Source organism: Burkholderia contaminans, from assembly GCF_029633825.1.
Classification (GTDB): Bacteria; Pseudomonadota; Gammaproteobacteria; order Burkholderiales; family Burkholderiaceae; genus Burkholderia; species Burkholderia contaminans.
Window position 1 is genome coordinate 178,045 of the sequence record NZ_CP090643.1, and the last position, 22,659, is coordinate 200,703.

The window sequence follows — 22,659 nt, forward strand, 5'->3', positions numbered from 1 at the left end:
AAAAAAAGCCGCAACGCTCCCCTATCCTCCCTTGTTCGACGCACATCGAATCAATGCTTGGTTGAGCCAGCGCTCAACCAAGCGGCCGCCCGAACGCGTTTGCATCGCTACGTCCGTTTTGTACGCTGTCCTTGGTATTACCACGCATGCAGAGAGTCATCATGTCGACCCTTGTTCAGACAGTTCAGCGCAACATCCACGGCCGCGACTTTGTCGTCGGGGATATCCACGGCCATTTCACGCGTCTCGAGGCCGCTCTCCAGCAGGTCGATTTCGATCGATCCGTCGATCGCTTGTTCTCCGTTGGGGACCTGGTCGATCGCGGGCCGGAATCGAGCCGCGTCCTCGACTACCTCAAGCGGCCCTGGCTTGTTGCGGTGCGTGGGAACCATGAAGACATGGCGATCCGTCATCCGAACGGCCACCGCGACACGGAGGCTTACCGCGACAACGGCGGAGGATGGTTGATCGAAAGCCCGATGGAAATCCAGCTCGAAGTCGCCGCGGCCCTTTCCGCTCTTCCCATCGCAGTCAGCATCGATACGCTAGCGGGGAAGATCGGGATCGTTCACGCTGACTGCCCGACCCAGAGCTGGGAGGAGTTCACGAGTCGACTCGAAGATCCCCTTCTCTCGAACAGCGAGCTCAAGCGCCTTCTGCGCGGAGCACTTTGGTCGCGCGAACGAATTGAATGGGATGACCAACGACCCGTCGAGGATGTAACCGCAGTCATCGTTGGCCATACCCCCGTTCCGAGCAGTAGATGCATCGCCAACGTCTACTACACCGACACCGGCGTCTGCTACCCCAATTTGAACAAGCTCACCCTGTTTCAGTTGTCGCCCGACGCGGAAACGGTCATCCGAGAGGCAGCAACCGCTTAGACAAACCGACGGAGAGTACGCCAGATGGCACAGACAACACCCCACGACCAAACCGGCTTGGCCGCGATGCCAGCGCAACACCGTAAGTCCATTCAGAAGGCAGCCGAAGTTCTTTCGATCTTCACTGGTCACGACAGCTACGCGAACTTGCGCCACAAGTACGGGAACGATTGGTGGGAGCCGGTCAACAAGATCGAGGCGGACCTCCGAGACATCCTCACCGGATCAAGGGATGCGCCACAAGTGACGGAGGTAGCCGACGATGTCGCAGCTATCGCCCGGGCTCGCGAAGCCGCTTTCATGGAAGCAGCCAGCGTCGACGCCAAGGTACTTGTGTTGCTCATGTCGTCCGGAAAGGTCAGCCGCCAGGACGTCAATCAGGCGCTTGCCGCAGTCGCCGCGATTCACAACGACGAGGCCTCGACGCCCGCCCACGTGCCAGCCGTCGCCAATGCGATGACGAGGATCCACCAAGTATGGGTCGAAGCAACGACGTCGTGGCGGGATGTGGACCCAACCTACTATTCCGAACGCCTGCCAAGCAACCGCCGTATCGTTTATGCGTTCCCCGGGAAGACGCGCGGCCCCGAGGCAGTGATCTGGAAGACCACTCATCGTGCCGTTTGCGTTCCGATTACGGAAGATCGTGAAATCGCTTGCCAGTGGCGGGCCGCGGGATACGGCGTAATCGAGTACACCGCTCAATCGACCCTGGAGGCGCTCGCGCTACCCGCCACCAAGAAGGCCCAATCCGCCACCTCAAATGGCATTGGCGGCTCCGGAGACAACTCCCACTAAGAGAAGCGAGGCACTGAATGACCGTACGAACCAACAAGATCAAGAACATCCCGCCGCCCGGGAAGAAGCTGATTCGCGACTGGATCGACATGCGAGTTCGAACCAAAGAGGTAATGCGGAACGGTTATGTCGAGATCCCCGCGGGCTCGACCGCAACCGTGACGGGCATCGGCGTAGGGTTGGAATTGAAGTTCGATCCTTGCACTTGCTGCGGAATGCGGGCGTTCATCACGCGCGTGCACGGCAGCGCAGTCGAACCCGTTTCGACAAGCCCGGCACCTGCGACCGCCGATGCGTTGATGGCGATCTCTCAACTCGCCAACGCCGCGATCTCGTTAGGTGGCGAGAAGCACATGCGTGCCACTCTAGACGATATAGCAAGCAAGCTGGCCGACATGGCTGGCGGCCTGCCTCGCCAAGCGGCAAACGTCCCGTCGCCCGAAGCGACGCACGCGACTGTCGGGGCGATCGACAAGGCAATTGGCTTCCGCACCCGGGTGCCTGGCCTTGAGTGGGTGCCATGGCTAACTGACGATCAAGACTCCATCTGGCGTACGATCGCTGACAACCTGTCCCAGGGCTTCGAGGCCGAGGCGTTATTTAGCCGCCCACAAGCGACCCCGTGCGAATGCAGCGACGGCCGCACGCTGTACACCCGCCTGCAGACAGTCATGCCGGACTGGTACCCGGACCAATGGGACGATCTGCTCCCCAAGTTCCAGCACGCCTACTCGACGGCTGCAGGAGCTGAAGCTGATACACCGAGTGCCGTCTCAGAGGGCGAGGTATCTCAACATGGCTAGGGAGTACCCCCTCGAGATCGAAAACGTCGGCGACGACGTCTACATGCTCATGTCGGCGGGTCATCACGATCCTCACGTCTTCATGCGTCACGCTCGAAGCGAAGGTTACGATTGCCCACTGGGCATGCCGACGCATCAGTGGGTCAAGCGGACGCCCGCGAAGGGTGGAGACCATTCTTGCTGGTATCACATCGTTCCCGAGGGAGCTCGAGGGGCATTTCCGGCGCCCTACGCCCACGAGGCGTACGGCGACGAAAGATACGAAGTCGTCGCGGCCCGCGCTGAAAGCGAAGCCACGCAGTTGATATCTGATCGAAAGATCGGCTCGCCAAGCATCTGACCGAATGAACGAGAAGGAAAGTCCATGATCGCCAAGCAACTTACGTCCCTGTGGTACCACCACGGTGCCTCGACTGTCTATCCCCCGCTCGAATCGGAGCGCATCGCGACACTCTATGGCACCGACGAAGTTGAGATCGACCTCGCGAACGGTCGCATCGTCCTTTCGGACGTGGGCACGATAGAGGTCGAGGGTGTCGCCAGCCACATTGGCGAAGTTGACTGGATCGCTCTGGTTGCCGCGGACGACGAGATGTCGCTGGTGCTAGGGACTGGATCACCGTTCGATGCAACCGGCTCATTGCCGACAAAGGATGGCGTGGTCATGGCGATACCCGCTGAAGTGCGACGCCGGATGCCAGGTACGTTGCCAGGCCTCCCCGTCTTTCCCTCCAAAGAGGCCCGGTAAGGACAGCCTGAGTGACCGGCCCACTGACGATAGATCCAGGCACTGCAGAGGCATTCCTTGCTCGCTACAAGGACCGTGTAGTGCTTGTCCTCGGAGTAACGGCAGGTGATCGACGGCGGATCCGGTGGCTCACCGAGGATGGAGAGTCACGCGTCAGTGCCGTGAAGCAAAAGCACCTCCGCGCAATGCCTCCCCAACTCTTTTAGTCTCGGCCCCAAAATGCAGATTCAGAACGACGCACTTTCAGGCTTACCCCATGCTGACGCACAAAGCAGCTCGAGCGTCTCTGATGCCCAGCCACGAATTGAGATCTGGCGCATTCATGAAAGCGGAGAGCGGGTTCTTGTCCGTGATGACATCGGGGACCTCAAACATGCCCATTCCCTCGCGGAAATGGGCAGTCACGGCGCCACGCTCAATGGCGAGAAGTACAGCTACCTCGTCCTGCAACCTGGCGTCGAGAGCGCGGTGCCCGCCCGCGACCCAGCCTCGCAAGACGATTCCGCCAAAGAAGTCGCGTCCGCGAGGGGTGGACTGGCATGAAGCGTGAACCTTCGGATTTCGACCAAGACTTCCTCATCTCGCGAACAGAACGAGCCAAACGGCAAGTCGATAGCGCGATCAAGCGCGCCCGCAGCCTGGAGCAGGACTCCGACAGGGACGAAAGGCTGCGGCGCCACTTGTGCAAGGCTTGCCACTACTTCACCAAGCTGGCCGGCCAAGCCATCACGACGCAGCCTTGCGCATGCTGTGGCGTACAACAGACATATGCCAGTACTGACACGGACATAGTTTGTGCTGAGTGCGCCCAGGAGCACGAGATTTGCAAGCACTGCGGTGGCGACCGAGAAATGCGGACGGACCGCCGAGATTGGCCGACTCGACAGACCTGACGACGTTGCCTGACTTGCCGATACCCCGGCTGCTGGCCGCTAGCGGCCGAGGCCACCTCTCTTCGACCTGCCCCTTGCTCAAGTTGATACCGAAATTGAGAGGAACGCACGCGTCCTTGTTCCCTCGGGCCGCTCATGACGAAGAATTATTTCACCCAAGGGGGTGAAACATCGGTTCGCGTTGCCGTATATCAATTTAATCGGCAGCCTGTTGCTGCCCAAGCCTGGAGGACCGGACCAATGAAACCCAAAAAGCTCGCTCCCCTGAGCTTTGTAGTCTGCATGATTGGGGCTATCGCATCCGTAAAGCTTCCGCACGGCCTCGCTTGTGCGGGAGTCGTCGCCGTCGGCGGCGCCGCCGGCTTCAGCTTTGTCTGGCATCTGTGCCGCCTGATCGAGGATCTTGATGGGCAACCCAATCACGAAGACTTTCACGACCACAAGCGGATGGCGTCCATCTCATTCGCCGCTGCCACGATGAGTCTGTACACCGTCTTGAGCATGCCGATTGATGCGGTCTCGATGCTCAGTGTAGGCGTCCTGGCCATCACCGGCTTCTCTTCCATTGCACGCCTTGCCATGTTCGTCGAAAGTCGCCGTCCTCGAGCCGCCACTGCCGAGACCTCCGCCGGCTCAGCGCGCATCTAACGAAATTCGACGTGGTGGGACAGGGGCGGGATAGTTGAGGCACATTCGACCGCCAACCGCACACCCCAAAGAGGGAAAGGGACTCTCGGAATAATGAGCACCAACACCAATTCGCCAAAGGCACTGCGCGAGATAGTATTGGCAACGCAACGAGCGATGCCTAATTATCGGCGCAAGAGGTATACACACCGCCTGCTGTACGTCGTTTCCCTCGCCTCGCTCGTCGGGGGGATATGGTTGATTGCGCGGGGTTACATCGCGATCGCCTTGGTTCCTTTGATTACCCTTGCCATCTCAATGAGCTTCATGAATCTCTGCCGCGGGTTCGTGGATCAGTGCAACTGCCCTTACCCCGACAGAACCAACGTCAGCGACGAGGCTCTTGCTGCTATCGCCGACGATCCTGATCTGCCCGAGTCGGTAAAACTCGAGCTAGCCATGACAGTTCTAGAGCACGGCTACGTTACCGTATCGAAACTCCTCGAGGTCGATCGGGAACTTGGTCGTCAGCGAGTAGCGGAGACCCGTAAGAGATCCCCCGGTGCTGCAAAGCTGATCGGGTACTACGATTCGACGGCTAAGGAAGCGATGGAAAAGGTGCCACAATGAAAGAGGTCGCGTATCGCACCCTCCTGTCGTTTGCGGGGCTTCTTTGTAGAAGCGCGCTTGCGAGGCTCATCCTCGGAGTTACCTCTTTGGCCTCGGTTGTTGGCGGCCCAATATGCGTTACGAACTGGGTTGTCGAGCATCATGTTATAGACGCTCCAAGCTTGATCGTCGGTTTGAGCATCTCGTTGGTGCTGCTTGGGGCATTGCAACTTAGAGTGACCAGAGAGACCAACGCTGAGTAGGCGTAGCTTCGACTAGGTCATACCAGTCAAACATCGCCTAACATCGTGCCTCGACACGACCTTGCGCCGCAATTGCACTTGTATGCGTCGCGCGTGATCTGGTCTGACGGCTCGTCGACCTGCAGTCCGTAGTCAATGAACAGTTCGTCGCCGCACTCGATCTTGCGGACCACCTCGATATAGACGCGGCCCCCGACTTCAACTGCCTCGCAGTTCGCATCGCATGCGTGATTCAACCAGCGTGCGCTGTTCCCCCCTTGCCCTCCGTCTATCACCCCTCCGTCGGACAGTCCAAAGAAGAACGTATGACCGTCCATTCCCGCGGCCTCATGCGCTTCGACCGCTTGCTGCCACGGCATGCGCTTCCCCTTGTACTCGACAAGGACCTCGCCCACTTGCAGAGGGAGCAATGCGAACACACCTTTCCCGTGGACGGGTGATCTGCGAACAGAGAATCTCTTCATGTAGCGTCGGGGGAATGAAAGGACCTAGGAAACCGAAGTGCACGTCGATTTTGCTCTTCAGGACGATATCGTAATTCACCCGGCTCAAGTTGCGTTGGGCCTGAGCGAACGTACCTTGAATCTTTGCCGTGACTCCGGGATCCTTTATGCCTACCCAGCTCGAGCTTGCCCTCGAAGTAGCGACCACACAGTGCCAACGATGGAAGAACCGAAAGGTACGGTATCGCCCACCCGGCGAGGTTTTCAATCCGTCGTGCGCCGAAGTCGTCAGGCTACCCGAACGGGATGCCCGGTCCTTCACTCGCGAACACCACTACTCAGGCAGCTTTCCTGCGGCACGATTCTGCGTTGGGTTGATGGTGAAGCCGAGGCTCGGCCGCGAGTACCTCGGAGGCGTCGCAGTGTACTCGGTCCCGATGACGCAAAGCGTTATCCCGGCAGTCATACCTGGGCTATCGCCATCAGAGGGCATCGAGCTCGGCCGCCTCGTTATGTTAGACACACCCGAGGTTGGGGTTTCGAATGCCGAATCCTGGTTCATCGCGCGGGCTCATCGAATGATGCGGCATCACCTGCCGGAGATCAGAGGTGTCGTCGCCTACTGCGATCCCATCGAACGTCGTGATGCAAGTGGCCAACTCGTAAAGCGCTCTCACACGGGCGTGATCTACCGTGCGAGTGGATGCATATTTCGAGGACTGTCATCGCCGCGCACGTTGCTTCTAACCCCCGACGGTCAGATTGCAAGCGAGCGTGCCCTGTCGAAGCTCCGCACCGGAGATCAGGGACGTGACTACGCCGAGGCTCAGCTGCGCGATCGCGGCGCCCCCCCGCGTCGCCAGCACGAAACTGCTGTCGACTGGCTCCAGCGCCTACGCGCTGACGGCTTCCTCCGACCACTCCGCCATCCCGGCAATCTCAGGTTTTGCTGGCATTGGCGGACGCCCCACGAGACCGCCAAACTGTAGGACCGGCATGCCGGGTGCATCCGTCCGCCGGACGGTCGCTTCATCTGAAAGCGATGACATGCGATGAACATGCACCCGCTGTGGTATTCTCACGGCCTGCCGTTCAATCGGCACGACTCCACTGCATAGTCGTCGATCCCTTCGACGCCATCGATCGCCGCCCGGCGCTCCTCCGCAGGCATTCGCGAACTCATCACATTCCGGTAAGCGTACTTCGATCGCTTTCCCGAAGTTGCCAACTCTCCTCCTTATCAACGCCCTCACCGGGCAACAGCTGGAGAGAATCAATGAATGCAAAATTCAACGACACGCACAACGGGTTTCAGTACTACCCCACTCCGATCGACCTTGCAGCACGGGTCTGGAAGAAACTGAAGGATCGTCACCCGAGTCGCGTGCTCGAGCCTTCCGCCGGCAAGGGCCATCTCTTGAAAGGGAAGCTCAATCCGCGCTACGAATATAGCAAGGAATACTTCCACAACATCGACTGCTGTGAGATCGACGTTCGCCATCACGCGGACCTCCGAGAACTTGGCGTGAAGATCGTCGGTCACGACTTTCTCGCGATGGAATCTGGGGCATGCTACTCGGCGATCGTGGGCAACCCGCCTTTTCACAGCGGTGAAAAGCATGTCTTGAAGGCCTGGGACCTGCTTTGGGATGGCGAGGTCGTCATGATCGTCAACGCGGAGACCGTTCGAAACCCGTTGAACGCGGAGCGTCGACGACTCGTTAGCCTCATCGACGAGTACGGTGACGTCGAATACGTTCAGGGCGCCTTCCAGGTCGAGGACGCTGAGCGCAAGACGCCCGTCGACATTGCAATCGTCCACCTTGTGAAACGTGCCGAGGTCGGCTCGTTTGTCACGATGGACCTTCTCCGAGACATGACTCGGGACACCGTCGACGGCGAGCAGCTCGGTAACGGATACGCAGTGCCGCACCAGTTGGCGTTGCCGGTAAGCGAAATCGAGAACCGCGTGCGCATCTTCAATGCAGCTGTTGTCAGCGCACGGGACGCAATCTTTGTGCAGGCGCAGGCAAGCGCGTATGCCGGCATGCTTGGAGATTCGATGGGTGCTCGATCGTCAGGGACCTCGGACCGCGACCACGCGCCCACGGCTGACTATGTCCGCGGGGCACTTGGTACCGTGTATGGGGAATTGAAAGAACGCGGGTGGGCGTCGATCGTGCGGTCAGCAGACGTAACGAGTCGACTATCGAGTGAAGCCCTCAAACGTGTCGAGGCAGAATTCAAGCTGATTTCCGAGCTCGAGTTCACGGTAAAGAACATCTACAGCTTTCTGATCGGAGTCTGCGAGCAGCAAGGCCGGATTCAGATCGACATGCTGTGCGACATCTTCGACCGTATCACTCGATATCACTCTGACAACACTGCGTATTACCGCGGTTGGAAAAGCAACGACAAGCACTATCGCTCTATCGGCCGAAGGATCCGGCACACCCGCTTTGTGATCCCTGGCTTTGCAGTCGGTCGCGGTGCCCGGTCGCCTTCCTGGGAGATGGAGCGGTTACTCGCTGACTTCGACAAGGGGTTCGCGCTACTCGCGGGCAACGCTACCCCGGAAGTTAGCCTCGTTAGCGCTTGCAACGCTCACTGGACCGAACTGAAGTATGGTGCTCGAATCGAGTCGTCCTATTTTGACCTTCGGTTTTATCCTGGCATCGGAACGCTTCATTTCTTTCCGAGGGACAAGCAGTTGATCGACCGTTTGAACCGGGCTGTTGGACGTCAACGCGGCTGGCTCCCGGCGGAAAACTTGAAGCTTGAGTCCGCTGGCTTCTGGGAGCAGTTCGACAAGGCGGAGAAGCTTGACAAGGAAATTCGCAAAGCTGTTGCGAAGCGCTACCGCGGCTGCAGTGACGAACCGCTGCGGACCCTGGGCAACGAGAATTGGGACGGGCATGAACGCGCGTGCCTGCAAGTCGACGAGGCATTGCAGGAGGTGCACGAAGCCCATGACATCCAGGTCGACTTTCGAGTTGCCTTCGACGCTCGCAAGGAAGGGGCGTTGGAAACCCAAGTCGAGGCTCACGCGCAGACGCAGTTGCCCTTGCTCCTCGCCGCCTAACGCTAGAAACGGCACTTTCTGCTCCGGGACGACGAAGGTCTCCCCGGCGTACGTGTCGCTATTGCGATAGGTGACGAACGTTGAAACCGACGCCCGCATCCATCTTCACGATGGATGCGGGCGTTTCTTCTTGCATTGGCTCAGCCGGCTGGCATTGCGCCAAACTTCCATAGGGGGTAGGATTCAGCGAGCCGTTCGATCGGCATCTACTTCCCGACACATCCAATCGCCTCGAGCGAGGCTGCTCGAAATCACCCCCTGGAGTGTTCCGGCCAGCATCCTTCATCTGCTTGCCCGATCCTTCCGATCTCTCCGCTTTTCCACGCCCCGCAGGGCAACATCTGGAGAGAAATAATGAACACGCAACAGTACAAAGCTTCGCAACCGCTCCTGTATCGAGTATCCGCAAGTGCCGGCACAGCGCTCGATATCCGCTGCGCGTGGGGGCTCGCGAACGTTCTTTCGATTGAAGATTCTGAGTCTCCGAATGTGCATCACTTTGACTCGATTGAGGATTGCCTTCAAGAAGCTGAGGCGCTGGGGTACCGCGATGGTTTGGCTAGCACCCTGCCACCGTGTTTCGTCGGTACGGCCCTAGCCGGAGCATGGAATGTTGGCGCTGCCAATCGAAGCGAATGCGAGGAGTCTCGTGGGGGAACCAAGGAAGAGTGGGATGCTCTTTCACCTGAGGCCCAGGCTGCGAGTTGGGATTCCTTCGACGTACTGTGTGCCAGAGGAATTGGTGACACCCACCACTTTTACCAGGTGCTGATGAAGCAATGCATGGTCGGCTACGTCGGCCATTGAATCAATCCGCAATGCCGCGAGCCCCCAGTCAGATCGATGACTTGGGGGCCTCGCTTGCAATGTCAGCGTTCGGCCCCAGTGCTGCTCTTTCTCTCTTGCCCCACCAACGGCCGCTTCGCACCGACATGCGGCGGTGACTTTGAACCGCTAGACGATTAGGTCTCTCGTTCTGACCAGCGCGTACACGTTGCTCAGAGCTGCGGCAGCTCTCTGGTTCGTCAAAGCCCTAACTCGGGCAATACCTGGAGAGAATCATGGAAGCACGTACCGAAAGTCGCATCATGCGAGGAATAGCGCGGAACCGCGAAGGAACCACCCCACCTGAAGTGCCGATGTATTGCGTTCTAACACGGCCAACCGGCGCCGCAACCGTGTTTCGCGACACCGATCACCTGGTCTCCAACCTCGAGCAGTTCCGGGGACTCTCGATTCGAATTGAGGTGACAAGACCTGGTGCGCGAAGCATTTCGGTCGATATCCCCGACGAGGGTGACTGGGCGAACCTCACCTATGGCTCCCGCCACGTGATTCATGACCTTCGCTCCTTTCTCGAGGAACACGAGGATCAACGTCTCGCCCGAGTCAGGTGGGCAATGACGCGCGAGGTGCCGACCTTCCGGCAGTTCCTCCAAGCCGTCGCCATCGGGTTAACGGTCGTTCTGAAAGGATCCCCCTCCAGAAACGATGCGTGGCATCGAGCCCGCTACGTTCGAAATGCACTTCATCTCCTGCAAGAAGGTCTCCTTCCGTTTGGAGAATTCCGTAACATCGTTGAGACCCGCCCGATCGCGGTCGTGCTGCGAGGCGAAGCGCGGATCGTTGACCCGGATACGGAGTTCTAGACCGCTCCATCCATTCAGAGGGCAGCCCTTGAAAACAAGGGCTGCTTCTGACATTCAGGCTGGCGACTTTTTAGGGAGTGGCCTACTCGACTCACTTGCAAATTTCCCACGAGCCGTGGTAATTTCCACGCAGCCGTTCAGTCGGCATCGCCTGCACCAAACTGACTTTGGCGCCCCGCTCGTTGAGCAATTGCTCTTTTGGCGCCCCCACAGTCTGAAACTCTCCCCCACACCCATTACCCTCTCGTCCTGACCTGTCTAGGCCAAAGGGCCCGTTTTCGCGTTTCTGCACGATTTGCATTCCGATCTCTGCATCGGACGATGGCTTCGAGGTTTCTGCATGTCCCGTCAAGGCTAAGCCTTCACTGGGCAACGCCCTCTCCCTTTACAACTGCCCCACTGGGCAAAATGGAGAAAGCCATGAACGCCACTGCGCAAGCAACCGAAAACAGCGATAAGGATGAAGAGCGCTTCTTCCAGATGCTGGAGAAGATGCTCACCTTCGAGACGACGCTCGACTTCGGCGGCTCGAAAGCACTGATGAACGAAATCGGCGCGAAGTCCCGGGACCTCTACCAGGTACCGATCGCCTACATCAAGGAACTGCCCGACTTCAACGTTCGAGTGCATGACGAGGCGTACGATCAGCACATCGACTTCCTGGCGGAATCCATTCGTCTGAATGGCTTTTACCAGGACAAGCCGCTTGCTGGTTACGTCGCGAGTGTAGGCGGCAAGAACGTGATCTACCTGACGGACGGCTATAGCCGCTTCAAGGGAGTGAAACGTGCAATCGAACGCGGGGCGAACATCACCACGCTTCCGATGGTTTTCAAGCCGGCGTCGACTTCCCTCGAGGATCTGACTGTTGCGCTCGTCACCTCGAACGAAGGGAAGCCTCTCACGCCGTTCGAAAAGGGCATTGTCTGCAAACGCCTCGAAGGGTACGGCATGGAGATCGATGAGATCGCGTCCCGCCTGAAGATTTCGGCGTTGTACGTGGGGCAGCTCCTCCGCTTGATGGGCTTGCCCGGCAAGATCCGCAAGATGGTTCAGGAAGGCAAGATCTCGGCCGAGAACGCGCTCGCTGCCCAGAAGAAGCACGGCGACCAGGCAGTTACTGTTCTCGAAACTGCCAGTGCCCTCGCAAAAGCATCGGGTAAAACTCGCGTCACCGGGAAGAATCTTCCCGGCGCTCAGCTCGACAAAGTCGTCAAGAAGCAAGCACCCGCTATGGCTGACACGCTTCGTAGCGTGAAAGCCGATCCGGGCTACACAGCTCTCGCTCCGGAAATCCGCGAGAAGCTGGAATCGCTTCTGACTGCGATCGACGCTGCGAAAGGACCTTCGCGGGATGACCCGCAAGATGCAGCAGAGCCGGCCACCACGACCGGCGAAGCGTCCGCTGCGTAGCAAACCCCTGCAATAGCGTCGCAAGTGCAGGTTGCGCAGTCGCATCGTCGCTTTCCCGGCTGGTACTACCAGCTCGCAGTACAGAGTTATCTCGTGCCCCTTGCTCCCGTCGCCAACCCTTCTTTCGGAGGGTAGCGCGGGAGATTTTTTTGCCGTTTCAGTCCAGGTCGAAACCTGGCCTGAGCCGGTCGCTTCCCTCGAATGCTGCCAAATCGGGTCGGTCGATCGACGCGTTCCCAACTGTTCCGAAGGAGTTTGCATGTCGTCATCGACCCTCACGCCCGAATTTGACCAACGCTGCTGTTCCCTACGAGCAGCGCCCGATACCTCCGATTGGCTAAAGGCTGCAATCGGCGCCCTCATCTGCAAGGATCCCGTCGATGCGGTCAACGACGCCGAGCTCCTGCTGGAGTTGATGAGCCTTCGAATGCACGAGGTCCTCACGCACGCGCGAGCAGGGGCGAACCGACGCGCTTAGGTGAACTTGCACTCCGAATTTCCCGCGAGACACTGGTCTCGCAGGCAAGACGGAGGCGCTGATTCGGCCTCGTCGGTTGCACCCCCTAACCGCCGAAATGTCGGCATGTGTCACCACCGCACGAGGACTCAAACTATGCGAAAGACCCTTTTCACCCTCGCAGCCGTCCTGTTTGTGACGTCGCTCGCAGCGTGCTCGAATATGCAACTCATGGGTGGCGGTAAGAGCCCGGACAGCACGGCCGTGGCCGGGTCGAACGCCCCGACCGCGGATTCGATGCACCACTGCAGCACCCCGCTTGGTACCCTCGCGGTCTACGAAGATCAGCGATCGCCCTGGTATCAGCTGCTCACGAGCCAGTATCAGTTGCCGAGCACGGTTCCGGTCCTCAAGCTGCTGGTCCAGCAATCAAATTGCTTCGTGATCGTGGACCGCGGTAATGCGCTGGACACCGCGATCGGCGAGCGTGCACTCGGCGCCGCCGGCGAGATTCGAGCCACGAGCCGAATCAAGAAAGGCAGGATGGTCGCCGCCGACTACACGATGACGCCGAGTATCACCTTCTCAAGTCAGAACGCGGGCAGCCTGGGTGGCGTCCTCTCGATGATCCCCGTCGTTGGCAACTACGCGGCGCAAGTCGCCGGCCAGATCAACACGAAGTCTGCCTCGACCACGTTGACGCTCGTGGACAATCGCTCGACGGTGCAAGTGGCAGCCGCGACCGGCTCGGCGCGCAACATGGATATCGGCGCACTGGGCAGCATCATGTCCACACACACCGGTGGCACGATCGCGGGCTATGCCGACACCCCGGAAGGCAAAGTAATCGTCGCGGCCTTCACCGATTCGCTGAACAACCTGGTCGACTCGCTGAAGCAGTACAAGACCCAGCATGTGAAGGGTGGCCTGGGTAACGGCGGCCGACTGAAGGTCGACTGATCTACGAGGCGACCCGTCCGGCGCACGCGACGTTCGTCTGCGTGCCAAGTGGACGGGTCAACTTTGTCGACCGGCGTGCACCGGCGATCGATAGGTAACCACTTTCCCATAAACGGGAACCATTTCAAGCCACTAGTGCCACGTCTTTCACTCTGATCCTGTCGTATCTGGTGCCCCCTTGAACCATCACATCCTGAAGACACTGGCCCTGCGAGCAACCCAGCTTGCGCGTGTTCAAGGCCGCTCACGAAATCATTGCGGCTTCGAATGACAGGAAGCCGCCCACCCCTGCTCGACGCTCTGATCAGTGGTGCGTCGCCACGAACGCGGCCTGTCTGCTGAGCCGCCGGACCCTCGAACTCTCGCCGACTGAAATGAATACGACTGCTATTGCCCACGCCCTAAAGCAACTCGACTGGACCGGCACCAAGGCCGAGAACAGGTCGGTCATCCATGAAGCAATCGCCACGCTGGAGCACGCGTCTCTCAGCTTTTCGGGCGACGTTATCGGATACGTCTCGCCGGAGGTCGCGAAAGGGCCTATCGACTGGGAAACCGCAACACTGTATGACCTCCCCGAGCCGCCCCATACGGTCGCGGTTTATATTTCGCCAGTGACAGCGGCCAATGCGATCGGCGCCGCCGCAGCGGACGCATACACCCGCGGCCTTTATGCGGGTTTGAAGGCGTGCGTCGCCAAGGAGAGTGAGGCGAGGTCCCAAGACCTGGCCGGAGACGCTAGCGGTGCGAGTGCATGTCAGTTCGCGATCGAAGCGCTCATCCGCGACGCGTCCAGTCCCGCAAAGGAAGCCATCGCGCTCAACGCCATCGCGAATCTCGTCATCGACTATGGCGACGCTCGGACCGTAAGGAATGCGACCGCCGTTCAGACTTCATTCTTCGCGATCCTATCCGCGCTCGCCGCTGCACTCCCGTCCAATAGAACTACCGAGGACGCGCGCAATGGCAAATCGCGTGCTGGCGACTCGGGCCCGAGACTGGTGCCTAGGGCAGCCACGGACAACGGTGGCAAAGGAGAGGCGTCATGAGCCGGCACGACACTGCTTCGATGGCGTCCTCTGGCTCCCAAGGCATCCTGATGTTCGAAGATGCCGATGCTGCTGCGCGACGTGCCGCAGTCGACGAGCTCCACACCCGGACGGCCATCTACACTTCCAGCCCGGTCGTTGACGAACTGCTGCACCGCCTCGATTGGCCTCACACTACCGGCCGCCTCATCGACCCGAGCTGCGGCGACGGAATGTTCCTGGTTCGGGCTCTCGATGCTCTTCTTGCAGCGCGGCCAACCGGATTTGACCCGCGCGGACAGGTCGAAGGGTGGGAGATCCACCCGTCTGCCAGTGTCGACGCAAGATCACGCGTTGCCGCCGTTCTCGCATCGCACGGGTGGGGGCCTTCTCGTGCGGCCGAAATGGCCAACGAGATGGTCCACAACCGCGACTTTCTGATCGACGGCCCCGAAACCGGAATGTGGGATCTGGTGGTGGGGAACCCGCCCTATCTTCGTGCCGCGAATATCCCGACGCTCCTCAGAAGCGAGTACAGCCAGCACGTCCCGGATTACGCTCGCGCAGACATGCTGCACAGTTTCCTCGATCGCTGCAGTCGATCCGTGCGGCCGGCCGGGCGTGTGGCCCTCGTGACATCCGACCGCTGGTTGGCGAATGCGCAAGCGAGTCGGCTACGGGCCGTACTCGGCGAGCGAATGTCGATTGAGTACATCGAACGCCTGAGCGCTGAAACCACGTTCTATCGACCAAAGCAGCGGCGAGCTGGTACGCCACCCCGAGTACATCCCGTCTCGGTGGTGCTAGTGTCGGATGCCGGCGCCGAGAGGAACCTGACCAGCCGCCCCATCCATCCTGGTGTAGACGAGACTCGCTACATGGGCATGCGTCAGCTGGGCGAGTTCGCGGATGTCCGAATCGCACCTTGGCTTGGATCCGAAGGTGTGTTCGTGATAGACGCTACGACGGCCCGTCGCCTGCCGCCTGAATGCCTGGTGCCGGCGGTCGATACCGACGATATCGACGGCGGAAAGCTCCGAAAGCCGACACGATGGGCGATTCGAACGCGGCCGGACGAAGAGCCGTGCCCGGAAATCATGGCTCACCTCTCAAGCCATATGCACCTTATGGCCAAACGTGGACGCCAAGGCAAAGTGTGGATGCCACCGGAGTCGTTCCACGCGCTCGATCTGTCCCGGGAGTCGCTGATCGTGCCACGAATCGCGAAGTCGCCGAAGGCGATCCGCGTGCCCCCCGGTGTCCTTCCCATCAACCACAATCTGAGTATCGTTGCCGGCGGCGCGGTAACGCTTGACCAGGTCGAGGATGCTCTGGCCTCTCCGCTCGCGGCTGCGTGGGTTAATGACTACGCAGTGCGGCTCGAGGGCGGCTTCCGCTCTATGACGACTACTCTTCTTCGTCGAATGCCGATGCCGGACGGGTTGGCCTAATCAAATCCCAGCGCGGACTTCGTGCCGGTGGTGCGCTCTCGCTCCGCCGGCACGCTTTGTGACCGCCTGGGCATGCGGCCATGGTACTCTGCGGATAGTCGTTTAGTCGGCAGGTCTCTCCCATCAAACGCTAACACCCACCCAGCCTGTTCAGGCCACTAGCGGCATCCGGCAAGCGGACCTTCAACCGCTCGCCCGATGTTGTTTCTCTCCGGTTTAACAACCGCCCTCGTGAGGGCAATACTGGAGAAATTCATGAACACGAAATCCAACAAAGCTAGCAAGCTCCGACAGACGCAGGTCGCCGCGTTGATCGGGAGGATCTTCGTTCACTGCACGGCCACCGATGTTGACCAGGTGGTCGCGCGAGTAATGGGCGTACACCCCGAAGCTGATGCAACGTCTGAACCATTCGAGTATCAAATGCGGGGAGTCGGCTGCATCGACTCCAAAGCTATCGTCAGCTCTGAATTTGCTGACGCATCAGTGGGAAGTGTTCGACGACTGTTGGAGGCCGCGCTGTCGGCCGACGGAATCACGGAATGGAAACCCGGAACCGCGGCAATCCGGTTGGCAGCACACGAGGAGCCACCTGAATTCGACATCCAGTTTGAGGACATGGGTTTCACGAGCTCTGACCTCACGGACCGCGAGTTGAGCGATGTGGAAGCGCAGAGCTTCACTGAAGCGGCCATCAAGGAGAATACGTTACCCGAGGGTGTCGTCGCGGTCGTCCGTGGCTATATCACTGAAGACGACAACCAGGACGGTGATGAAAGGAAGGTCTTCGCGTGCGTTACGCTGCGCATTCGCGCTGAGAATGACGACGCAGCAGAGACCTTCCGGCCGCCGAAAGGGTTATTGGCCGCGATGGCAGACATGATGGCGAGGAACCCCGACGGCGGTATCGACCTGGCACTCGAGGGCAACTGGGAGGTGTCTGTAGGATCGGCCGAATTGGTTGGCGACTCCCCGATCGTCACAGCTGAGTCCCCCTACAACGGCGAGCTGTGCATTCGCGCGGCCAAAGAGCATGGGGAGAATTCGGACCCGGATCACGAGGTCGGCGACCTTCAGGACTATCTGCGCGACATGTGGAAGTTGCTGACGCCCGAACAGCGTGACGCCTACTTCAAACTCGACTCGGTTATCGACCGGCTGGAACTGGGTTTGTCGAGTGAAGAATTCGACAGCCTGTACAACGAGGTCGGCGAAACCCAATCCCTGGTGAAGTCGTCGTAATCATCAACTCGCAGCATTCGGCGGCCGCGCCCTCGCAGGAGGGTCGGCTGCCCCCTCCTGTCCGCGAGTAGCGAAGTAGCGGTAAGCAGGCCCGCCATCACGTTGGTTCACAATTGAGTAGTACGCTTCTACGCCGGCTCCCGCCCTATGTGAACAATCCTTCGTCGTCGATCGCCGACACCGGATACCTTCGTTGTAGAGGGGCGGCGGACAATTCGTTCAGTGTGCCACTGGCTCCGTGGTACCCTGCGGCTAGCCGTTAGCTCGGCATCGCTCACCATCAAGCGCTACTGCGCACTCAAGCACTTCTCTTCAGCATCGCACCGTCCGGCAAGCGCCCTTTCAAGCGTTTCCCCGATGCCCGTTCTCTCCGGTTTATCAACGGCCCCTCAAGAGGGCAACACTGGAGAAAATCATGAACAAACAAGCACCAGGCGCAACTTGCAACATGGCACAGGCTCGTCTCATCATCGCGCAAGCGGTACTCGCCCGGTATGAATTGGGAGACGACTTCGCCCACCGCAGAATCTCCCACCTTAGCTGGAACACCGAGAACCAACAGCACCTGCACTGTTTCCTCGAGACGTCCTGTACCGGCACCGAGGTGCCTTTGCGCAACTCGGGCCGCATCAACCTGGATTTCCACGTGAAGTTCAACAGTGCAGGGTCAGTGATCGCAGCATACGCGCAAGACATGCGTGGGAACGTCGTCGGCCGAAGAGGCGATGGCGACGTGAGGCGCCCGGACGGTACCGTACAAGACGTCTCGGATGCGGAGGTCGAGGCTGCGAAGGCTGCCGGATTTCGTATCGAATTCTGCCCACCCGACGTTGTTGACGAGCTGCTGCGTGGTCGGTACTGGTGGACCGTTACGCAACCCCACTGGTCTGGCATCGAATCGAGCGAAGGTGACTTCTCAACCGAGCAAGAGGCGTGGGCCGATGCGGTCCGCACGCTTCAACGCGATCCTGAAATGCGGGGAGTCGCTTCGGTCGACGTCGTGATTCCGGCACGCGATCCGAAGTTTGCTTCCGAACCGACGTACACGGCCAAAATGCGCGTGGCACGCTTGAAACAAGCGATGAAAGCGTGGCGAGTGGCGGATGAATCATCAGACGACGCCTCTAGCGACACTGAGCCGGATACACTTGCGGTGTCCTCCCTGCTTGCCGATCTTCGTCATTATTGTGACGCGTACGGACTCGACTTCTCGGCAATGGATCGCGGCGGGTATGCCGACTATTGTGACCAACTGAGCAACGACCGTCATCATGAAGTTCTGAACCAAGCGTCGTCGCCGCAATCGTAGACATAAACTCGCAACATGTGCCCGCCCCGCCCTCTCACGAGGCGCGGGCGGGAGCACCGACGTTTGCAAAGCGAGTTTGCTTGACTGGTTTCACGAATCAAGCGCCGACGCACGACGAAACCTCTCAGACGAGCCTTTCAGCATCTGGCGAGCGCTATTCGAAGCGTTCACCCGATGTTCCTTCTCTCCGGTTTATCAACAGCCCTTCGTGAGGGCAATACTGGAGAAAATCATGACCAAAAATTCCAACGCGGTTGAGAAGCAGCCTCAGGCCGAGCGGGCACCGTGGCAGCGTGACGATGTGCAATTCCCTCGCCTCCTAGCAGAAATTCTGGCGACGCAGGACACGCTGGACATGACGGCCCTGGCCCAGTCGATGGGTCTGTCCGTAGAGGAGGTCTCGGCCCTGTTCGACCGTGCAGAAATAGCGTGGGAGGCAATCAAGGCTGACTCGGCGACCCGGCAAGATCATGAAGAGGAACCCGGGACACTCAGTGAGGCCCAACAGTATCGTGACGCGACGGCATCGACGCCGGACCTCCCGGAAATCACCGAGGGGGATATTGCGCTCGCGACGGCGGCCGGCTTCCGTGTCCATTTGGTCACTGCGGTCGACGGAAGCGGCCTCAACCTCCGCTACTGGTTGACCTTGTGTCAGCCCAGCGGGTCTGGATGTGAAACGAGCCTGGGTGGCTTTGTTACCAAACAGCTGGCCTGGCGAGACGCGTTGAGCACCCTACGCGGCAATTCGGAGTTGGGGGAGTTCGCATCCGCCCTGCCGCTCGGGAAATCGAGCGACGCGGACAACCTGCGAGCCACCAGCTTTGCAGTGGCATATCGGTCCCTTGTACGAAAGTGGAAGTCTAAGTCTCAGACCGCGCGCGTGCAGTGGCCAAGGGTCGCGAAGGCGATCCTGTATCGGATCGAATCACACTCACCGATTGAAGCCTTACGCCTACTCAAAGCGGATCAAGAGAAGGTCTCGGGTTTTAGCGTTGCAAACTTCTACCAGAGCGCAATAGACGATGTTGAATGTCTTCTCATTCTTCAGCGATTGGAAAGCCGATCCGAGAGGATTGCGGAGGTTGCGGCGGCACCAGCCGATACGACGCTCAATCTTTCGAATATCGAAGCGGATGTCCTGCTATGCGAGCTTCGCAGCCGAGGTCTAGTTGTCTCGGCGTGGGGCCTTGAGGACGCCGCAACCCCGCTGGAGAACGATGATGAAACGGAGGACTTGACGGACGAGCAGTTCGCGCGGCTGGAAGAGAAGCTTCTCGAGAAGGCGTCCGTTTCACTCGAGGATCTACTGACCAGTCGCGGTAACGAGCATTTCGCAATCGTTTGGGACGTGCAGCGTTCTCGAATGCTCGAGGAGGTCCGTGGCAACACGAACGTCCGAGGCGACCAGTGACAGTTACGACCCCTTCGACATTGACTTGCGCAATTCTGACGTCAAGATATCGCTGTCGAAGCAGATGGAACCGGAAGTTTGACAATCAAACTGCAATCAACCCGCCGAGCTCAGCAGCCGGCGGGTCCCACAATCACGTGTTCCCGTTCAGGACGCTTCGCCAGGCATAGGTCTGGGAGCGCATCAAACCCGCTCCGTTAGAATGGGCAACGTCGCGATAATGCGCTATGTGCTCACCTCATCAAAGTGGCCGGATCAGAATGGCAGACAAGAACTTGCATTCGCTAGTAACCCGCGTGGTCGAAGATGCTCAGGCCGGCATTCTTCGCGTCGGGCCAAATGCCGCACTCTCCAAGCAGGGCCTCTTCATTGGAGGTGAGCGGACCGAACTCCGACACATCGATAATTTTCGCTCGTTTGTTTTCAATACGTCTGCGGCGGTCTGCGAGGTTCTTGAGACTCTGTTCCCTCAGGCTGCGAGCATGCCCTGTGCCGATGGCACCGCGGCCCCGTCCCGGTTCGCAGGCTGGGAGCTCTACGCGGAAAGGGTCTTGAAACTTCGTGGCGGCATCGGCGACGCGCGCGAGCACGGTGCAGTGCTGTTGCAGTGGTGCTTGGCCGCGTGGTGTGTAGTTGCTGTCACGGCAAATGAGATAGGAGCTTCGCCGGAATTCCTCCCGATCAACCTGCTGATTTCACAAGGTGGGCAAGCGTTGGCGACGTCCCGCCAGCAGTGGGAGGATTACGATTACTGGCGCCAAATCGGGGCATTCCAGGCCCTGCTCGCTGGCAAGGACGATCTCGGCGACCCGCGTCCTCGTGCCGTTGTCGTCACAATACCGTGGCCGGAAGCCCTGGGCGCTGACCTTGGCGGTCGTGATCGCCTATTCCAAAGCGCCACTCGGATAGCCAGTGACATCGAGGTCATCCGGATGGCTGGACAACTCAAGTCGCGACTCGCAGTCGCCGGTCACTACGTCAGCTTCGACGACGCGACGGCGGCGGACCTTGTGGACGCGTTCGACAGGCAGGCCACGAAGGAGGGTTCTGCGCTCCTCGCGATCGAAATGGATGGGGTAACGTTTCGCTCTCAACGCATCGTCCCTGAGCCAAATACAGGGGCTGTAGACGCTCACTACGACTTCCGGATCATTACGCGGCTCCGCTGACCCCTGCGGTATCAGGCGAGTTCTGGGACCGTACGACCGCTCGCCGGCCTGCATCCGCGGGATTGCTATCTGCCCACCTGACGAAGGCAGGATCCGCGCAAGCGTCATTGGCCACCGTGCAACTGTAATGCCACCGCGCTCCACGTGCGGCGCCAGGGGAACGCAAGCCTGCCCCTCAACCGAACTTGCAATTCCTGCCGCGCTCGTATCCTGAAAACTCTCACCTTTCAGGATACGACTATGAACCCCCGTCAACATTTCGCCTGCGCCGCCGATTGGCTGCTCGCGGTGGGCGCCAAGATCGCACCGCTCGCCGTAAGCATCACGGCATGACCGGCGACCATCGGCCATCCGTCTTTCAGGTCCGCTGTATCGCACTCCTGGCGGCAGCGCCAAGCAGCGTGTCCACAAACGATCTCGCCCACCGCCTGAAAACATCTCGAGTTGCCGTTGTATCCGCGATGCGGTCGATGGAGCGCCATGGCCTCGCTGGTAGCCACCGATGGCCTCCGAACGACCAATGGGCTGCGCTATTCTGGTTCCTTCGCGAGGAGCGACGCGAGAGTGGCGCTGCAACCAACTCGCAAAAGTGAAAGCGACTGGTCAAAACATGTAGAGGAGCGGACGATGAAGCATGACGGCCGCATGGCATGGCGCAACCACGGGGTATCGGCCCGCAACCCCCACCACATCGGTACGCATCAGTGGCTCCAGTGGAACGAAGGGTATTCGGAGGCGATGTGGAGCGCCCGCCTAAAGGCACTAGAGGACGCTGCGGCGTATCACGAACTCTCTGTTCGCGACAACGAGAAGGATCGCGCCTGGGCCGAGAGGCTCGCCACGCAGTTTGAACAACGACCCGAATGAAGAATGGGGATAGATGATGGACAAACGAGCTATCAAGCGCGCGATTCTGGGGCAGCTCGCTGCCTACCTCCGAGAGAGATACCCATCGACGACGTTTCGGAGGCGGATCTCGGCCGTGCCGATGAGGCACAGCGCGAGTTGATCGAAGAATTCGACCGCCGGGCAGGCGATGCGAAGTACTCCCCGGACTGGAAGTCCTGACATCCAAAGTACCCTAGAGGGAACTGCTATGCCCACCTTAATCGATCGGATCAAATCCCGCGCCTGGGTTGGCCACATCGACGACGACCGCGATTCAGGTAGCGGCGACATCGTCACCCTCGCGCCGGGGTACGACTTCGCCTGTGATCAAGGCTGCGGTGTCCGAGGCTGTGACACGCTCACAGAAGCCGAGAAGGAGACACGCCGATCCAACGTGATCAACTCGACAGTCAAGTGAACGTCCGCGGCCTGCAGCGCACCTGCCGCCGGCGGCCGGGCAAGTGCACACTCGACTGGCTGTAGGAAGCCGCGTCGTACTCTACCCCCTTCCTACTTCCTGACGACCATC

23 protein-coding genes are annotated in these 22,659 nt (G+C 59.6%); 22 read left to right on the top strand and 1 reads right to left on the bottom strand.

Annotation, left to right across the window (positions count from 1 at the left end; genetic code table 11):
• Window positions 1–161 precede the first annotated feature (161 nt).
• The 8 genes from LXE91_RS39970 to LXE91_RS40005 all read left to right on the top strand — a co-directional run bounded on the left by LXE91_RS39970 (window position 162) and on the right by LXE91_RS40005 (window position 5,383).
• A complete protein-coding gene (locus LXE91_RS39970) occupies window positions 162–884 on the top strand; it encodes a metallophosphoesterase (protein ID WP_046543997.1) in 723 nt (240 codons plus the stop codon).
• Between the two features lie 24 nt (window positions 885–908).
• A complete protein-coding gene (locus LXE91_RS39975) occupies window positions 909–1,682 on the top strand; it encodes a hypothetical protein (protein ID WP_046543768.1) in 774 nt (257 codons plus the stop codon).
• A 17-nt stretch (window positions 1,683–1,699) separates the two neighbouring features.
• Window positions 1,700–2,485, top strand: coding sequence for a hypothetical protein (locus LXE91_RS39980; protein WP_052760119.1), 786 nt, complete (start codon window positions 1,700–1,702; stop codon window positions 2,483–2,485).
• Window positions 2,478–2,825, top strand: coding sequence for a hypothetical protein (locus LXE91_RS39985; RefSeq protein ID WP_052760120.1), 348 nt, complete (start codon window positions 2,478–2,480; stop codon window positions 2,823–2,825). The genes LXE91_RS39980 and LXE91_RS39985 overlap by 8 nt, the downstream gene beginning before the upstream one ends.
• Window positions 2,826–2,849: 24 nt before the next feature.
• The gene (locus tag LXE91_RS39990) at window positions 2,850–3,233 is read left to right on the top strand and encodes a hypothetical protein (RefSeq protein WP_046543769.1); all 384 of its coding nucleotides are present in this window, start codon (window positions 2,850–2,852) and stop codon (window positions 3,231–3,233) included.
• A 219-nt stretch (window positions 3,234–3,452) separates the two neighbouring features.
• Window positions 3,453–3,776: a hypothetical protein gene (locus LXE91_RS39995; RefSeq protein WP_135370878.1), complete on the top strand. Its 324-nt coding sequence runs from the start codon at window positions 3,453–3,455 to the stop codon at window positions 3,774–3,776.
• A gap of 590 nt (window positions 3,777–4,366) precedes the next feature.
• The gene (locus LXE91_RS40000) at window positions 4,367–4,774 is read left to right on the top strand and encodes a hypothetical protein (protein WP_046543772.1); all 408 of its coding nucleotides are present in this window, start codon (window positions 4,367–4,369) and stop codon (window positions 4,772–4,774) included.
• A 93-nt stretch (window positions 4,775–4,867) separates the two neighbouring features.
• Window positions 4,868–5,383, top strand: a complete 516-nt coding sequence (locus LXE91_RS40005; RefSeq protein ID WP_135370879.1) for a hypothetical protein — start codon at window positions 4,868–4,870, stop codon at window positions 5,381–5,383.
• A 268-nt stretch (window positions 5,384–5,651) separates the two neighbouring features.
• Here LXE91_RS40005 and LXE91_RS40010 read toward each other — a convergent pair whose 3' ends face one another.
• Window positions 5,652–6,089, bottom strand: a complete 438-nt coding sequence (locus LXE91_RS40010; RefSeq protein ID WP_046543775.1) for an SET domain-containing protein — start codon at window positions 6,087–6,089, stop codon at window positions 5,652–5,654.
• Between the two features lie 146 nt (window positions 6,090–6,235).
• Here LXE91_RS40010 and LXE91_RS43905 point away from each other — a divergent pair, with 146 nt between their 5' ends.
• From LXE91_RS43905 to LXE91_RS40075, 14 genes are all read left to right on the top strand, one after another.
• Entirely contained in the window at window positions 6,236–7,057 is an 822-nt protein-coding gene (locus tag LXE91_RS43905) for a Mom family adenine methylcarbamoylation protein (protein ID WP_046543776.1), read from the top strand.
• A 287-nt stretch (window positions 7,058–7,344) separates the two neighbouring features.
• The gene (locus tag LXE91_RS40015) at window positions 7,345–9,150 is read left to right on the top strand and encodes a DUF4942 domain-containing protein (RefSeq protein WP_052760122.1); all 1,806 of its coding nucleotides are present in this window, start codon (window positions 7,345–7,347) and stop codon (window positions 9,148–9,150) included.
• Between the two features lie 354 nt (window positions 9,151–9,504).
• A complete protein-coding gene (locus LXE91_RS40020; protein ID WP_135370881.1) occupies window positions 9,505–9,957 on the top strand; it encodes a hypothetical protein in 453 nt (150 codons plus the stop codon).
• A 254-nt stretch (window positions 9,958–10,211) separates the two neighbouring features.
• Window positions 10,212–10,799 (top strand): hypothetical protein, encoded by a 588-nt coding sequence (locus LXE91_RS40025; RefSeq protein ID WP_135370882.1) that lies wholly within the window; start codon window positions 10,212–10,214, stop codon window positions 10,797–10,799.
• Between the two features lie 420 nt (window positions 10,800–11,219).
• On the top strand, window positions 11,220–12,212 hold the full coding sequence (locus LXE91_RS40030; protein ID WP_052760123.1) for a ParB/RepB/Spo0J family partition protein: 993 nt from the start codon (window positions 11,220–11,222) through the stop codon (window positions 12,210–12,212).
• Window positions 12,213–12,825: 613 nt separating this feature from the next.
• Window positions 12,826–13,629 carry a CsgG/HfaB family protein gene (locus LXE91_RS40035; protein ID WP_046543779.1) on the top strand — a complete coding sequence of 268 codons (804 nt, stop codon included), beginning with the start codon at window positions 12,826–12,828 and terminating at the stop codon, window positions 13,627–13,629.
• A gap of 224 nt (window positions 13,630–13,853) precedes the next feature.
• Window positions 13,854–14,678 (top strand): hypothetical protein, encoded by an 825-nt coding sequence (locus tag LXE91_RS40040; protein WP_077019818.1) that lies wholly within the window; start codon window positions 13,854–13,856, stop codon window positions 14,676–14,678.
• Complete coding sequence (locus LXE91_RS40045) at window positions 14,675–16,108, top strand: Eco57I restriction-modification methylase domain-containing protein (RefSeq protein ID WP_077178827.1); 1,434 nt, start codon at window positions 14,675–14,677, stop codon at window positions 16,106–16,108. The genes LXE91_RS40040 and LXE91_RS40045 overlap by 4 nt, the downstream gene beginning before the upstream one ends.
• Window positions 16,109–16,363: 255 nt before the next feature.
• Window positions 16,364–17,350 (top strand): hypothetical protein, encoded by a 987-nt coding sequence (locus LXE91_RS40050; protein ID WP_135370883.1) that lies wholly within the window; start codon window positions 16,364–16,366, stop codon window positions 17,348–17,350.
• A 415-nt stretch (window positions 17,351–17,765) separates the two neighbouring features.
• A complete protein-coding gene (locus LXE91_RS40055) occupies window positions 17,766–18,659 on the top strand; it encodes a hypothetical protein (protein ID WP_135370884.1) in 894 nt (297 codons plus the stop codon).
• 232 nt (window positions 18,660–18,891) lie between these two features.
• Window positions 18,892–20,073, top strand: a complete 1,182-nt coding sequence (locus LXE91_RS40060; RefSeq protein WP_046543782.1) for a hypothetical protein — start codon at window positions 18,892–18,894, stop codon at window positions 20,071–20,073.
• A 260-nt stretch (window positions 20,074–20,333) separates the two neighbouring features.
• Entirely contained in the window at window positions 20,334–21,242 is a 909-nt protein-coding gene (locus LXE91_RS40065) for a hypothetical protein (protein ID WP_046543783.1), read from the top strand.
• 627 nt (window positions 21,243–21,869) lie between these two features.
• A complete protein-coding gene (locus LXE91_RS40070) occupies window positions 21,870–22,109 on the top strand; it encodes a hypothetical protein (RefSeq protein ID WP_070162826.1) in 240 nt (79 codons plus the stop codon).
• A 229-nt stretch (window positions 22,110–22,338) separates the two neighbouring features.
• Window positions 22,339–22,548, top strand: coding sequence for a hypothetical protein (locus tag LXE91_RS40075; RefSeq protein WP_046543786.1), 210 nt, complete (start codon window positions 22,339–22,341; stop codon window positions 22,546–22,548).
• The last annotated feature ends 111 nt before the right edge of the window (window positions 22,549–22,659 follow it).